Genomic DNA, 13,208 nt, shown 5'->3' with positions numbered 1-13,208 from the left:
GTGATCGGGGCGTGTCAGGGGTTGAGGGCGGTCTTCACCGCGGCGGCCACCAGGCCCATGTCGGCCTTGCCGGCCAGCTGGGTCTTGACCGCGCCCATCACTTTGCCCATGTCGGCGGGCCCCGTGGCGCCCAGCTGCGCGACGATGGCCTGCACGGCGGCCTGGATCTCCTCGGCGCTCAGGCGCTGGGGCAGGTAGGCTTCCAGCACCTGGACCTCGGCGCTTTCCTTGTCGGCCAGGTCTTGACGGCCGGCGGCGCTGAACTGGCTGATCGAGTCCTTGCGCTGCTTGATCAGCTTGTCGACGATGGCGATCAGCATCGTGTCGTCCACGGTGACGCGCTCGTCAACCTCTTTCTGCTTGACGGCGGCCAGCAGCATGCGGATGGTGGACAGGCGCTCGCTGTCCTTGGCGCGCATGGCGGCTTTCATGTCTTCGGTGATCTGGTCCTTGAGGCTCATGAGGTGATTCCGGTTATTCCAACAATTTTGCGGCCAAGATAGCAAAAAGCCCGCGCAGCGTCCTGGGCGGGCTTTTGCCAAGGCTTCATCGACAGCGACCGGGCAGAGGCCGGGTCGGCGACAAAAGCGCTGAAGAGACGAGGCTCAGTACAGCTTCTTGGGCAGCTGCATGCTGCGCACACGCTTGTAGTGACGCTTCACGGCGGCGGCTTTCTTGCGCTTGCGCTCGGCCGTGGGCTTCTCGTAGAACTCGCGGGCGCGCAGCTCGGTGAGCAGGCCCAGCTTTTCAATGGTGCGCTTGAAGCGGCGCAGGGCCACGTCGAACGGCTCGTTTTCTTTGACGCGAATGGTGGTCATGAAACAGTGGTTCCTTCAAAGTGCGCTCGGTGTTCGCCCGGGACGACAAGGCTTGTTGCCTTGCCGGCCTTGAAGCGGGTTATCCGGATTCCGCTTCCGAATCGACGCGCAGGGTTTGCCAGCAAAACGCGGATTCTAACCCTTTTTTCGAACCATGGCGATATTTTGAGTTCAAACAGGGCAGAACGGGTTCCCCCCACAACCAAGGCCGGTACGCACGGACGCCGAGCATATCCCAGGCTACCATTCACGCCCTGGAGCCCGACGGACGTCGGGACGCGCCTGGCGCGCTGCCCCGTCTCTGGCCTTTTCACCTTGTACTGATTCCAGCCCGGGCGGTCGATGCCGGTGCCTGGGGCTTCTTGCGATCAACGTTGATGGACCACCTTGCCGCTGCCGCTTCCCAGTCTCCCGCCGAATTCGGTGACTGGTTGTCCGCCTCCGGTCTCGGCGCGGGGGAAGCCGCGGCGGCGCTGGCCAGCCTGCTTGAGCCCAGCGGTGCCAATCTGGCCGTCAAGGCGCTGTCGACCGGGCGCTATGTGTACGCCAGTGCGGGCATGGACCGGCTGTTCGAACGCACCGAATCCACCGTGGTGGGCTACGGCGACAGCGAGCTGATGCGCAGCGAAGAGGTGGCCGCGATGCGCCGGGCCGAGCAGGCCGCCATGGCGCAGCGCAGCCTGGTTTGTAGCGAACACCGGCTGGACCTGGCCGGGCGGCGGCGCGAGTTCCTGGTCGCACGCATGGCGCTGGGCTCGGACCATGTGATGGCGCTGTGGCTGGACAAGACCGAGGAGCGCCACCGCGAGTCGCATCTGCAGCGGGCGCTGCAACAACTGGAGCAACAGCAAAAAGCCATGGAATCGCTGCGCCGCGAACTGCAGAGCGGCAGCGGGCGCGATGCGACCTCCGGCCTTTACATGCGCGCGCAGTTCGACGATCAGCTGTTGCGAGAGATCGACCTGTCCACGCGCGAGCACCGCGAGTTCGCGCTGGTGCTGATTGCGCTCGATCCGCCCGCCGGGCCGGCGCCTGCCGAACAGGCTGGCGAGCGCCTGCTCGAGGCGCTGGGGCGCATGCTGCGCGCCAACACGCGGGCCATGGACTCGGCCTGTCGCATTGGGCCGCAGCTGTTTGCGGTGCTGTTGTCCGGCGTGGGGCTGGCGACGGCGCACTCGCGCATGGAGCAGCTGCGCCGGCAATGCAGTGCGCAAATTGTCGTGATCGACGGGGTGGATCTGGGGCTGTCCTTGTCCATCGGCGTGGCCAGCTTCCCGCACACCGCGTCCCGGCAGGACGAGCTGCTGCAGGCCAGCGAGGCCGCGGTGCAGGAGGCGCAACGCCGCGGCGGCAACCAGGTGGTGCTCGCCTCCATCCCGTTTGCGTTCGGCGAAGCCGGCGTGCCCTGAGTTCCGGCCAAGCCCGTCTTCGCGGGCGGCGACGATGTCCCCTGGTGCGGACGAACGGGCTTAGCCCAGTCCACGCTGCAGCATGTAGGCGGCGAGCAGGACCAAGACTCCGGCGAAGGCCCTCCGCAGCTGCTTGACATCCATGGCATGGGCGGCGCGTGCGCCCAGCGGCGCGAGGCTGACACTGGCCAGCGCGACGACCGCCAGCCCCGGCAGGTACAAATAGCCCAGCGCGCCTGGCAGAGCCACCGGCAGGGACCGGCCGCCAATGAGATAGCCCACGGTGTTCGCGGCCGCGATTGGGAAGCCCAGCGCGGCGCTGGTGGCCACGGCCTGGTGGATGGGCACGTTGCACCAGGTCATGAAGGGCACGGAGATGAACCCGCCGCCCGCACCGACCAGCCCGGACAGCAAGCCGATGCCGGAGCCGACGGCTGTCTGGCCCAGCGGGCCGGGCATCTGCCGTCCGGGGTGAGGCTTGCGCTCGCGCAGCATCTGCAGCGCCGAGAAGCCGACGAAGGCGGCAAACAGCAGCGCCAGCGCCTGCCCCTTCAGCAGGGCGAAGAGGCCGGCGCCGGCCAGCAGTCCACCCACCAGGATGCCGGGCGCCAGTCCGCGCACCAGGTCCCAACGGACGGCTCTCCGCTTGTGATGGGCGCGCACGCTGGACAACGAGGTGAACATGATGGTGGCCATGGAGGTGGCGATCGCCATCTTCACCGCCAGGCTCTCGCCCACGCCCTGGGTCGACAGGATCAAGGTCAGGAAGGGCACCATCAGCATGCCGCCGCCTATGCCTAAAAGCCCGGCCAGGAAGCCGCTGCACACGCCCAGCGCCAGCAGTTGCAGCACCAGCCAGGCGCTCATGGGGTGATCCTTTGTGTCGGGATCATGAGAGCCGCTGCATCAGGTGCCGCCACTCATCCGCGCTGACCGGCGTGATGGACAGGCGGCTGCCCGGCTGCAGCAGGCGCATGCCGGCCAGCTGCGGGTCCTGGCGCATGTCGGACAGGCGCAGCAGCGGGGTCTTGCGCACGAAGCGCACGTCGACATGCAGCCAGCGCGGCGCCTGAGGATCGGACTTGGGGTCGTGGTAGGGGCTTTGCGGATCGAACTGCGTCGCGTCGGGGTAGGCTGTGCTCGCCACCTCGGCCAGTCCGGCGATGCCGGGTTCGGGGCAGGACGAGTGGTAGAAAAGCACACCGTCGCCGATGCGCATCTGGTCGCGCATGAAGTTGCGCGCCTGGTAGTTGCGCACGCCGGTCCAGGGGAGCTGTCGGCCCGGTGCCGCGGCCAGGTCGTCGATGGAGCACTCGTCGGGTTCCGACTTCATCAGCCAGTAGTTCACCGTGCTTCTTCCTGCGTTGTGCGCCTGCGCCCGCGTGGGAGGGGGGGCCGTCGTTGCGACGGAAGGGCGAGGCGAGGGGAGGGGGTGTCCACCGCGAACCGTGGGCCGCATTCCTGAACCCAGGGGATTCAGGTGGGCGAGGTCAGCAAGGCTTCGGGTTCATCTGACGCGAGACGATCGCACCAGCCAAGCGATGTTCCAGGCCCTTGCTCGCGAGAGCATCGGTTCAAGGAAATATAGAACCCACGCGGACGCGGCAGACGAGGGCATTCTACGCCCGCGCCGCGACTTCAGAGCAGTTGCCCGTCTTGGGTCAGGGCTTCGTCCAGGCGCTTGATCAACGCGTCCAGATCGGGCAGCGTGGCATCCGTGCTGGCCATCTCGGCCGACTCGCCCTGCGGCTCGCTGAGCGAATAGGCCAGGTTCAGCGCCGCCAGCACGGCGATGCGCTCGCGCGCCTTGACGCGGCCGGCATCGCGGATCGCGCACATTTCCTTGTCGACACGCGCCACGGCCTTGGCCAGCGCGGCCTCGCCGCCGACGGGGCAGCCCAGCAGGTAGCTCTGCCCCATGATCGTGACTTCCATTTGCTTCATGGGTGGTTCTTCTCCGCGTCGGGTGCATCCGCCTCCAGGGGCAGACGGTCCAGCAGCGCGTCGACGCGCGCGCGCGCGGCCGCGAGTCGGGAGCGCAGGCTGTCGCGCTCCTGGGTCAGGCTCTGCACCTGCTGCTCCAGCAGAGCATTGGTGCGCGTGAGTTCCTCGTGGCGCAACAGCAGGCGTTCCACCCGGTCGGCGAGTTCGGTGATGCTGGACATGGTGTGATGGGCTGGCTAGGGCTGGGATTGTAGGCGCCGCGCGCCTAGGGCCGTCGCCCGGATCCGGGGCGGCTGTCGCATTGCGCCACCACCGCGCAGCGCTCGCACAGCGGGCGTCGCGCCTGGCAGACGTAGCGGCCATGCAGGATCAGCCAGTGGTGGGCGTCGACGAGGAAGCGCTCGGGCACGCGGGCCAGCAGTTTCTGCTCCACCTCCAGCGGCGTCCTGCCGGGCGCCAGTCCGGTCCGGTTGCTGACACGGAAGATGTGCGTGTCCACCGCCATCGTCGGTTCGCCGAAGGCGACGTTGAGCACCACGTTGGCGGTCTTGCGGCCCACGCCCGGCAGAGCCTCCAGGGCCTCGCGGCTGCGCGGCACCTGGCCGCCATGCTGCTCCAGCAGGATGCGACAGGTGGCGTGGAGGTTCTTGGCCTTGGTGCGGTACAGGCCGATGGTCTTGATGTAGTCGGCCAGCCCCTCCTCGCCGAGCGCCAGGATCTTCGCCGGGGTGTTGGCGACGACGAACAGGCGCCGGGTCGCCTTGTTCACGCCCACGTCGGTGGCCTGGGCGGAGAGCAGGACGGCGGCGAGCAGCTCGAACACGCTGGCGTACTCGAGTTCGGTCTGGGGCGAGGGATTGGCTTGCGCCAGGATGTCGAAGAACTCGCGGACTTGGGTGTCGTTCATGGCGAGGTGCTTGGTCAGGTGGCGCGCTTGGCGCGGGCACGGGCCATCGCGGCCTGGATCACCGCGCGCTTGCGATCCAGGTCCGCGGGATCGGTCAGCTTGGACTCCTGGGCCAGATGGTCCAGCTTGCGCTGGGCCTTGGTCAGCAGGCGTTCCTCGTGCTCGCGCTGCTCGCGCACCAGGCGTTGCTGCCGGGCCTCGTAGCGGGCGCGGGATTCATCGGCCTGCGCCGGGGTCCAGGCCTGCCAGCCGCTGCGGCCGGGCGTGACGTCCAGCATCGCAATACAGTCCACGGGGCAGACCGGCACACAGAGCTCGCAGCCATTGCACGGCGCGTCCAGCACCACATGCATCTGCTTGTTGCTGCCCAGGATGGCATCCACCGGGCAGGCCTTGATGCACAGCGTGCAGCCGATGCACCAGTCCTCGTCGATGCGCGCGAGGCGGCGCGGCCCTTCGCTGCCGTGCTCGGGATTCAGGGGCAGGGCGGGCTGGCCGGTCAGCGCGGACAGTCGCTGCACGCCTTCGGCGCCGCCGGGCGGGCATTGGTTGATCGCCGCCTCGCCCAGCGCGATGGCATGGGCGTAGGAGTGGCAGTCGGGATAGCCGCAGCGGGTGCACTGCGTCTGGGGCAGGGCCCGGTCCAGTTGCTGGACCAGGGCCTCGATCGCGGGGAAGGAGGAAGAGGTGGAGACGTTCACTCAGGTCTGGCTGCGCGTCCGTGGCGCCGCGCCGCGCGCGGACTTGCCTGCCGGACGCGTGGGGGCGCGCGTGGCGGTCGGGCTGACCAATGGGGCCGCATCGTACTGCGCAATGAACTCGCGGATCACCGGGTACACCATTTCGCGCCAGCGCCGCCCCGAGAAGATGCCGTAGTGGCCGGCACCCTGAACGTCGTAGTGGCGCTGGTTGGCCTTGTCGATGCCGCTGCACAGCTCATGGGCGGCACGCGTCTGGCCGGCACCGGAGATGTCGTCCAGTTCACCCTCGACGGTCAGCAGCGCGGTGCCGCGGATGTCCTGTGGGCGCACCAGCTCGCCGCGCACGCGCCAGGTGCCGTTGACCAGCGCGAAGTCCTGGAACACGGTCTTGATGGTGTCCAGGTAGTACTCGGCGGGCATGTCCAGCACCGCGTTGTACTCGTCATAGAACTGACGATGGGCTTCGGCGCTGTCGTCGTCACCACGCACCAGGTCCAGAAAGTAGTCGTAGTGCGAGCTGACGTGGCGGTCCGGGTTCATGGCCACGAAGCCGGTGTGCTGCAGAAAGCCAGGGTAGACCTCGCGGCCGGCGCCCGGGTAGTTGGTGGGCACGCGGTAGATCACGTTGTTCTCGAACCAGGCATGGCTGCGGTTCATCGCCAGGTTGTTGACCGCGGTGGGGCTTCGGCGCGCATCGATCGGACCACCCATCATGGTCATGGAGCGCGGCGTGTCCTCGCCGCGCGAGGCCATCAGCGAGATCGCGGCCAGCACCGGCACGGTGGGCTGGCAGACCGAGATCACATGGCATTCCTTGGCGCCGATCAGGCGAATGAACTCCTGCACGTACTCGATGTAGTCGTCAAGGTGGAAGGGGCCTTGCTCAAGCGGCACCATGCGCGCGTCGGTCCAGTCGGTGATGAACACCTTGTGGTCCTTGAGCAGTTGCTTGACCGTGTCGCGCAGCAGCGTGCTGTGGTGCCCAGATAGCGGCGCGACGACCAGCACGGTGGGCTGGCCCTTCATCTTCTCGAGCACCTGGGGATTGTCGGTGTAGCGCTTGAAGCGCAGCAGCCGGCAGAAGGGCTTTTGCAGCGGCACCAGCTCCTGCACCGCGACGTCCACGCCGTCGACGGCAATGCTGCGGATGTCGAACTCCGGCTTTTCGTATTCCTTGGCCAACCGGTGCATCAGGTCCAGCCCGGCCGACACGCGGTGCGACAGCGGCGTGTGCGCGAACGGGGAGAGCGGATGGCTGTAGAGCTTCGCGGAGGCGCTGGCGAACTCCGAAAACGGGCTCAACAGGGCGCGCTGGGTTTCGTAGAGCTGGTAGAGCATCGGACTTCCCTCAGGCTGGACCTTGCCTTGTGCAATGCAGCATTCTAGGCGCTTGACCCTAGGCAAGCCTGACAAGCCGGTGACGTTTCGGCTTCAGACAAACCCCAAAAAAGCACGGGGCCGCCGGCTTTTACCGGCGGCCCCGTGGGGGCGAGGGGCGTGAGGCGGATCAGCCGCGCATCACCGTGGCCATGGCCTGGGCCACGGCCTGGATGTTCTTGCTGTTCAGCGCCGCCACGCAGATGCGGCCGGAATCCACGCCGTAGACGCCGAACTCGCCGCGCAGGCGCTGCATCTGTTCGGCATTGAGGCCGGAGTAGCTGAACATGCCTTTCTGGCGCGTCACGAAGCTCAGGTCGGCGTCGACGCCGGCGGCCTTCAGTTCCGTCACCAGCGCTTCACGCATTTGGCGGATGCGCACGCGCATGCCGGCCAGCTCCTGCTCCCATTGCTGACGCAGCGCCGGGGTGGACAGCACTGTGGCCACGACTTGGGCGCCGTGGGTGGGCGGGTTGGAGTAGTTGGTGCGGATCACGATTTTGAGCTGCGACAGCACCTTGGCGGCTTCCTCGCTGCTGGCGCAGACCACGCTGAGTGCGCCCACGCGTTCGCCATACAGCGAGAAGCTCTTGGAGAAGCTGGTGGACACGAAGAAATCCAGCCCGGCAGCCAGGAACTGCTGGATCACGGCGCCGTCCTCGGCGATGCCTTCGCCGAAACCCTGGTAGGCCATGTCCAGGAAGGCGACCAGGTTGCGCGCTTTCACGGCCTCGACGACCTGGTTCCACTGCGCAGGCGTCAGGTCATAGCCGGTCGGGTTGTGGCAGCAGGCGTGCAGCACGACCACGGTGCCGGCGGCTGCACCGTTCAGCGCGGCCAGCATGCCCTCGACGTTGATGCCGCGCGCGGCGGCGTCGTAATAGGGGTAGGTCTCGACCGTGAAGCCCGCGTTCGTGAACAGCGCGCGATGGTTCTCCCAGGACGGGTCCGAGATCAGCACCTTGGCGTCCGGGTTGAGCTTCTTCAGGAAGTCCGCGCCGATCTTCAGGCCGCCGGTGCCGCCCAGCGCCTGCACGGTGGCGACGCGCTTGGACTTCACTGCCTCGCTGTCGGCGCCGAACACCAGGCCTTGCACGGCCTGGTCATAGGCGGCGATGCCGTCGATGGGCAGATAGCCGCGCGCCTTGGGGGCGGCCAGCATCTGTGCCTCGGCCTCGGCCACGCAGGCCAGCAGCGGCAGCTTGCCGTTGTCGTCGTAGTAGACCCCCACCCCCAGGTTCACCTTGTTGGGATTGGGGTCGGCGTTGAACTGCTCGTTCAGACCCAGGATGGGATCGCGGGGGGCCATGGCGACGGCGGCGAACAAGGACATGAAAGCTTCCTGACAGTGCGTTGGCAAGAGACAAAGGGGCAGGTCCCGGCAGCGGGCGGCCGGCTGCGCTACGCTGTCGGGTTTCAGGCCCGGCAGAGCGCGTCCATTGTAGGCAGCCCGGATGCCGATACCCAGGGAATCCCCGATGAGCCAGTCCTCTCTTGCCCCGTCCTCCCCAGAGGTGCACGCCGCCGAGCAGGAGGCGCCGAAGGGCGAGTTCGTCACATTCGAAGGATCGCCCTTCCAGCTCTTCCAGCCCTATCCGCCCGCGGGCGATCAGCCGACGGCGATCGCTCAGTTGGTGGAGGGCGTGGAGGATGGCCTGTCCTTCCAGACCCTGCTGGGCGTGACCGGGTCGGGCAAGACCTTCACGATGGCCAACGTCATTGCCCGACTGGGGCGGCCGGCCATCGTGTTCGCGCACAACAAGACCCTGGCGGCCCAGCTGTACAGCGAGTTCCGCGAGTTCTTTCCCAAGAACGCGGTGGAGTACTTTGTCTCCTACTACGACTACTACCAGCCCGAGGCCTATGTGCCTCAGCGCGACCTCTTCATCGAGAAGGACAGCGCGATCAACGAGCAGATCGAGCAGCTGCGCCTGTCTTGCACCAAAAGCCTGCTGGAGCGGCGCGACGTGATCATCGTGGCCTCGGTGTCGGCGATCTACGGCATCGGCAACCCGAGCGATTACCACCAGATGGTGATGACCCTGCGCGTTGGCGACAAGATGGGTCAGCGCGAGGTGATCGCGCAGCTGGCGCGCATGCAGTACACGCGCAACGAGATGGAATTCACCCGCGGCCATTTCCGTGTGCGCGGTGACACCATCGATGTCTTCCCCGCCGAGCATTCGGAGCTGGCCCTGCGCATCGAGCTGTTCGACGACGAGGTGGAGGGCTTGCAGCTCTTCGATCCGTTGACCGGCCATGTGCGGCAGAAGATTCCCCGCTTCACCGTCTACCCGTCCAGTCACTACGTCACGCCGCGCGAGCGCGTGCTGGCGGCGGTGGAAACGATCAAGGAGGAGCTGCGCGAGCGCGTGGGCTTCTTCGTCAAGGAAGGCAAGCTGGTCGAGGCGCAGCGCCTGGAACAGCGCACCCGCTTCGACCTGGAGATGCTCCAGGAGGTGGGGCACTGCAAGGGCATTGAGAACTACACCCGCCACCTGTCCGGTGCCCAGCCCGGCGAGGCGCCGCCCACGCTGGTGGACTATCTGCCGCCCGATGCACTGATGCTGGTGGACGAGAGCCATGTCACGCTGGGGCAGTTCGGCGGCATGTACAACGGCGACCGGGCGCGCAAGACCACGCTGGTGGAATACGGCTTCCGCCTGCCATCGGCACTGGACAACCGGCCGCTGAAGTTCGCCGAATTCGAGCGCAAGATGCGCCAGGTCATCTTCGTGTCCGCGACGCCGGCTGACTACGAACAGAAGAACGCCGGACAGATCGTCGAACAAGTGGTGCGGCCCACCGGGCTGGTGGACCCGGTGGTGGAGGTGCGTCCGGCCACCCACCAGGTGGATGACGTGCTGCAGGAGATCCGCGAACGCGTGGAGCAGGGCGACCGTGTGCTGATCACGACGCTGACCAAGCGCATGGCGGAGCAGCTGACCGAATACCTGACCGACAACGGCGTCAAGGTCCGCTATCTGCATTCGGACGTGGACACCGTGGAGCGGGTGGAAATCCTGCGCGATCTGCGCCTGGGAACCTTCGACGTGCTGGTGGGCATCAACCTGCTGCGCGAGGGCTTGGACATTCCCGAGGTTTCGCTGGTCGCCATCCTGGATGCCGACAAAGAAGGCTTTCTGCGCTCCGAGCGCAGCCTGATCCAGACCATAGGCCGGGCGGCGCGCAACCTGAACGGCAAGGCCATCCTCTATGCCGACAAAATCACCGACTCCATGCGCCGCGCGATCGACGAAACCGAGCGCCGCCGTGCCAAGCAGATCGCCTTCAACGAGGCGAATGGCATCACGCCGCGCGGCGTGGTCAAGCGCATCAAGGAATTGATCGACGGCGTGTACAGCGACAAGCCGGGGCGCGACCAGGACAAGGTGCTGCACGACACGGCCGAGGTGGAGGCGCTCAGCGAGAAAGACCTGGGCAAGCGCATCGCGCAGCTCGAAAAGCAGATGCTGGAACACGCGCGCAACCTGGAGTTCGAAAAGGCCGCTCGCCTGCGCGACCAACTGGCGCAGCTGCGCGAACAGGCTTTCGGCGCCGCGGTCCACGACAATGTGGTGCCCATTGGGGCGGCCAAAGCCGCCTGAACGCCGAAGACGGGGCGGAACATCCGCCCCTGTCGCCTATGCAAAGACCCGACTGCGGGCGTGGGCTCATCGGCGCCCGCAGCCGGTCCCAAGCAAGTCTCGAATTAATTGAGTAAAATGCTCGGGCATAACAAGGGTTAGTCCTAGTGGCCGACTCCTGTTGCTTCGGAGGTTCTGTGCCAGGGCTTCCGTCCACGGTATGAAGGCCCTGGCGGGTCAAGGAGGACTCTGATGCGTCTCACCACCAAAGGTCGTTTTGCGGTCACGGCGATGATCGATTTGGCTCTGCGCGAGAACAGCGGCCCGGTCGCGCTGGCCGCCATCAGCCAGCGCCAGCAAATTTCGCTGTCCTATCTGGAGCAGCTGTTCGGCAAGCTGCGCCGGCACCAGCTCGTGGAGAGCACCCGGGGCCCGGGCGGCGGTTATTCGCTGGGCCGGCGTTCGGACGAGATCACCGTGGCTGACATCATCGTTGCCGTCGATGAGCCCATTGACGCCACCGGCTGCGGCGGCAAGGAAAACTGCATGGGCGACGACGCCGGTCGCTGCATCACGCATGACCTGTGGACGGCGCTGAACAACAAGATGATCGAGTACCTGGACTCGGTCACGCTGCGCAAGCTGGTCGACGACCAACTCGCCAAGGGCGTCACGGTCGAGGAGGCGCCGATCAAGCGCGCGATCTCCAGCACCCCCGTGGTCAAGCCCATCCGCATTACCGCGCCGAACTCGGTCTTCGCACTGGGCAACGCGCTGAGCAAGTAACCCCTCTCTCGAGAACAAAAACAGGTCTCCTCCCATGGACATGACGCCTCACTTCCCCATCTACATGGACTACGGTGCCACCACGCCGGTGGACCCGCGTGTCGTCGACGCGATGATTCCCTGGTTGCGCGAGCACTTCGGCAATCCGGCGTCACGCAGCCATGCCTGGGGTTGGGAGGCCGAGGAGGCCGTCGAGAAGGCGCGCGGCCAAGTCGCCGCGCTGATCGGAGCCGACCCGCGCGAGATCGTCTGGACCTCGGGTGCCACCGAGTCCAACAACCTGGCCGTGAAGGGCGCGGCGCATTTCTACCAGAGCCGTGGCAAACACCTGATCACCGTCAAGACCGAGCACAAGGCCGTGCTGGATCCGATGCGCGAACTGGAGCGCCAGGGCTTCGAGGTGAGCTACCTGGACGTGCAGGAAAACGGCCTGCTGGACCTGGACGCCTTCAAGGCCGCGATCCGCCCCGACACCATCCTGGCCTCGGTGATGTTCGTCAACAATGAGATCGGCGTGATTCAGGACATCACGGCGCTGGGCACGATCTGCCGCGAGAAGGGCATTGTGTTCCATGTCGATGCGGCGCAGGCGACCGGCAAGGTCGAGATCGACCTGGCGACCCTGCCGGTGGACCTGATGAGTCTGGCCTCGCACAAGTCCTATGGCCCCAAGGGCATTGGCGCGCTGTATGTGCGCCGCAAGCCGCGTGTGCGCCTGGAGGCGCAGATGCACGGCGGCGGTCACGAGCGCGGCCTGCGTTCGGGCACGCTGCCCACGCACCAGATCGTCGGCATGGGCGAGGCTTTCCGAATCGCCCGCGAGGAAATGGCCACCGAGCTGCCCCGCATTCGCGCGCTGCAGCAGCGCCTGCTGGACGGATTGGCGGACATCGAACAGGTGTTCATCAACGGCGACCTGAGCCGGCGCGTGCCCCACAACGTGAACGCCTCCTTCAACTATGTCGAAGGCGAGTCGCTGATCATGGGCATCAAGGGCATTGCCGTGTCCTCGGGATCGGCCTGCACCTCCGCCAGCCTGGAGCCCAGCTACGTGCTGCGCGCACTGGGCCGCAGCGACGAGTTGGCGCATTCCTCGCTGCGCATGACCATTGGCCGTTTCACGACCGAAGAGGAGATCGATTTCGCGGTCAGCCAGCTGAAGGACAGGGTCGCGAAACTGCGCGAGCTGTCGCCGCTGTGGGACATGTACAAGGATGGCGTGGACCTCAGCACCATCCAGTGGGCGGCCCATTGAACAAGGAGTATCAACATGGCATACAGCGACAAAGTCATCGACCACTATGAAAACCCGCGCAACGTCGGCGCCTTCGAGAAGGGCGACGATTCGGTCGGGACCGGCATGGTGGGGGCGCCCGCCTGTGGCGACGTGATGAAGCTGCAGATCAAGGTCAACCCGGCCACCGGGCTGATCGAGGACGCGAAGTTCAAGACCTACGGTTGCGGTTCGGCGATCGCCTCGAGCTCGCTGGTCACCGAATGGGTGAAGGGCAAGAGCCTGGATGAGGCGCTGTCGATCAAGAACACGCAGATCGCCGAGGAGCTGGCGTTGCCGCCGGTCAAGATCCACTGCTCCATCCTCGCCGAGGACGCCATCAAGGCCGCGGTGGACGACTACCGCGCCAAGCACACGGCCTGAAGCCCCTGAACGCAGACGGAAG

General features: G+C 66.4%; 15 protein-coding genes. 5 read left to right on the top strand and 10 right to left on the bottom strand.

Annotated elements, in window-relative coordinates; all coding sequences use genetic code 11:
• Positions 1 to 14 precede the first annotated feature (14 nt).
• Together LZ017_RS16080 and rpsU are read right to left on the bottom strand one after the other, a co-directional pair.
• A complete protein-coding gene (locus LZ017_RS16080; RefSeq protein WP_241397903.1) occupies positions 15 to 461 on the bottom strand; it encodes a GatB/YqeY domain-containing protein in 447 nt (148 codons plus the stop codon).
• A 144-nt stretch (positions 462 to 605) separates the two neighbouring features.
• A complete protein-coding gene (rpsU, locus tag LZ017_RS16075; protein ID WP_012346814.1) occupies positions 606 to 818 on the bottom strand; it encodes a 30S ribosomal protein S21 in 213 nt (70 codons plus the stop codon).
• A gap of 431 nt (positions 819 to 1,249) precedes the next feature.
• On the opposite strand from rpsU, the gene LZ017_RS16070 reads away from it, so the two are divergent.
• A complete protein-coding gene (locus tag LZ017_RS16070) occupies positions 1,250 to 2,227 on the top strand; it encodes a GGDEF domain-containing protein (RefSeq protein WP_241397902.1) in 978 nt (325 codons plus the stop codon).
• Between the two features lie 60 nt (positions 2,228 to 2,287).
• Here LZ017_RS16070 and LZ017_RS16065 read toward each other — a convergent pair whose 3' ends face one another.
• From LZ017_RS16065 to LZ017_RS16030, 8 genes are all read right to left on the bottom strand, one after another.
• On the bottom strand, positions 2,288 to 3,094 hold the full coding sequence (locus LZ017_RS16065) for a sulfite exporter TauE/SafE family protein (protein ID WP_241397901.1): 807 nt from the start codon (positions 3,092 to 3,094) through the stop codon (positions 2,288 to 2,290).
• A 22-nt stretch (positions 3,095 to 3,116) separates the two neighbouring features.
• Positions 3,117 to 3,575, bottom strand: a complete 459-nt coding sequence (locus tag LZ017_RS16060) for an EVE domain-containing protein (RefSeq protein WP_241397900.1) — start codon at positions 3,573 to 3,575, stop codon at positions 3,117 to 3,119.
• A 290-nt stretch (positions 3,576 to 3,865) separates the two neighbouring features.
• Entirely contained in the window at positions 3,866 to 4,171 is a 306-nt protein-coding gene (locus LZ017_RS16055; protein ID WP_241397899.1) for a cell division protein ZapA, read from the bottom strand.
• On the bottom strand, positions 4,168 to 4,392 hold the full coding sequence (locus LZ017_RS16050) for a DUF904 domain-containing protein (protein WP_241397898.1): 225 nt from the start codon (positions 4,390 to 4,392) through the stop codon (positions 4,168 to 4,170). The genes LZ017_RS16055 and LZ017_RS16050 overlap by 4 nt, the downstream gene beginning before the upstream one ends.
• A gap of 44 nt (positions 4,393 to 4,436) precedes the next feature.
• Entirely contained in the window at positions 4,437 to 5,078 is a 642-nt protein-coding gene (nth, locus tag LZ017_RS16045; protein ID WP_241397897.1) for an endonuclease III, read from the bottom strand.
• Positions 5,079 to 5,092: 14 nt separating this feature from the next.
• Entirely contained in the window at positions 5,093 to 5,779 is a 687-nt protein-coding gene (rsxB, locus tag LZ017_RS16040) for an electron transport complex subunit RsxB (protein WP_241397896.1), read from the bottom strand.
• On the bottom strand, positions 5,780 to 7,117 hold the full coding sequence (locus tag LZ017_RS16035; protein WP_241397895.1) for a polyhydroxyalkanoate depolymerase: 1,338 nt from the start codon (positions 7,115 to 7,117) through the stop codon (positions 5,780 to 5,782).
• 169 nt (positions 7,118 to 7,286) lie between these two features.
• Positions 7,287 to 8,489, bottom strand: coding sequence for an amino acid aminotransferase (locus tag LZ017_RS16030; RefSeq protein ID WP_241397894.1), 1,203 nt, complete (start codon positions 8,487 to 8,489; stop codon positions 7,287 to 7,289).
• Positions 8,490 to 8,634: 145 nt separating this feature from the next.
• On the opposite strand from LZ017_RS16030, the gene uvrB reads away from it, so the two are divergent.
• From uvrB to iscU, 4 genes are all read left to right on the top strand, one after another.
• Positions 8,635 to 10,764, top strand: a complete 2,130-nt coding sequence (gene uvrB, locus LZ017_RS16025; RefSeq protein ID WP_241397893.1) for an excinuclease ABC subunit UvrB — start codon at positions 8,635 to 8,637, stop codon at positions 10,762 to 10,764.
• 231 nt (positions 10,765 to 10,995) lie between these two features.
• The gene (locus tag LZ017_RS16020; protein ID WP_241397892.1) at positions 10,996 to 11,529 is read left to right on the top strand and encodes a Fe-S cluster assembly transcription factor; all 534 of its coding nucleotides are present in this window, start codon (positions 10,996 to 10,998) and stop codon (positions 11,527 to 11,529) included.
• A 34-nt stretch (positions 11,530 to 11,563) separates the two neighbouring features.
• Positions 11,564 to 12,784, top strand: a complete 1,221-nt coding sequence (locus LZ017_RS16015) for an IscS subfamily cysteine desulfurase (protein WP_241397891.1) — start codon at positions 11,564 to 11,566, stop codon at positions 12,782 to 12,784.
• Positions 12,785 to 12,799: 15 nt separating this feature from the next.
• Entirely contained in the window at positions 12,800 to 13,186 is a 387-nt protein-coding gene (gene iscU / locus LZ017_RS16010; protein WP_241397890.1) for a Fe-S cluster assembly scaffold IscU, read from the top strand.
• The last annotated feature ends 22 nt before the right edge of the window (positions 13,187 to 13,208 follow it).

It is taken from the genome of Pelomonas sp. CA6 (genome assembly GCF_022549225.1).
Lineage (GTDB): Bacteria > Pseudomonadota > Gammaproteobacteria > Burkholderiales > Burkholderiaceae_C > Roseateles.
This window is presented reverse-complemented; position numbering and strand designations above follow the sequence as displayed.

Excerpts from the sequence above, each read along its gene's own strand:
- uvrB (WP_241397893.1), top strand. The coding sequence starts at position 8,635 with ATGAGCCAGTCCTCTCTTGCCCCGTCCTCCCCAGAGGTGCACGCCGCC.
- LZ017_RS16030 (WP_241397894.1), bottom strand. The coding sequence starts at position 8,489 with ATGTCCTTGTTCGCCGCCGTCGCCATGGCCCCCCGCGATCCCATCCTG.
- LZ017_RS16035 (WP_241397895.1), bottom strand. The coding sequence starts at position 7,117 with ATGCTCTACCAGCTCTACGAAACCCAGCGCGCCCTGTTGAGCCCGTTT.
- LZ017_RS16015 (WP_241397891.1), top strand. The coding sequence starts at position 11,564 with ATGGACATGACGCCTCACTTCCCCATCTACATGGACTACGGTGCCACC.
- rpsU (WP_012346814.1), bottom strand. The coding sequence starts at position 818 with ATGACCACCATTCGCGTCAAAGAAAACGAGCCGTTCGACGTGGCCCTG.
- LZ017_RS16080 (WP_241397903.1), bottom strand. The coding sequence starts at position 461 with ATGAGCCTCAAGGACCAGATCACCGAAGACATGAAAGCCGCCATGCGC.
- iscU (WP_241397890.1), top strand. The coding sequence starts at position 12,800 with ATGGCATACAGCGACAAAGTCATCGACCACTATGAAAACCCGCGCAAC.
- nth (WP_241397897.1), bottom strand. The coding sequence starts at position 5,078 with ATGAACGACACCCAAGTCCGCGAGTTCTTCGACATCCTGGCGCAAGCC.
- LZ017_RS16050 (WP_241397898.1), bottom strand. The coding sequence starts at position 4,392 with ATGTCCAGCATCACCGAACTCGCCGACCGGGTGGAACGCCTGCTGTTG.
- LZ017_RS16020 (WP_241397892.1), top strand. The coding sequence starts at position 10,996 with ATGCGTCTCACCACCAAAGGTCGTTTTGCGGTCACGGCGATGATCGAT.
- LZ017_RS16065 (WP_241397901.1), bottom strand. The coding sequence starts at position 3,094 with ATGAGCGCCTGGCTGGTGCTGCAACTGCTGGCGCTGGGCGTGTGCAGC.
- LZ017_RS16055 (WP_241397899.1), bottom strand. The coding sequence starts at position 4,171 with ATGAAGCAAATGGAAGTCACGATCATGGGGCAGAGCTACCTGCTGGGC.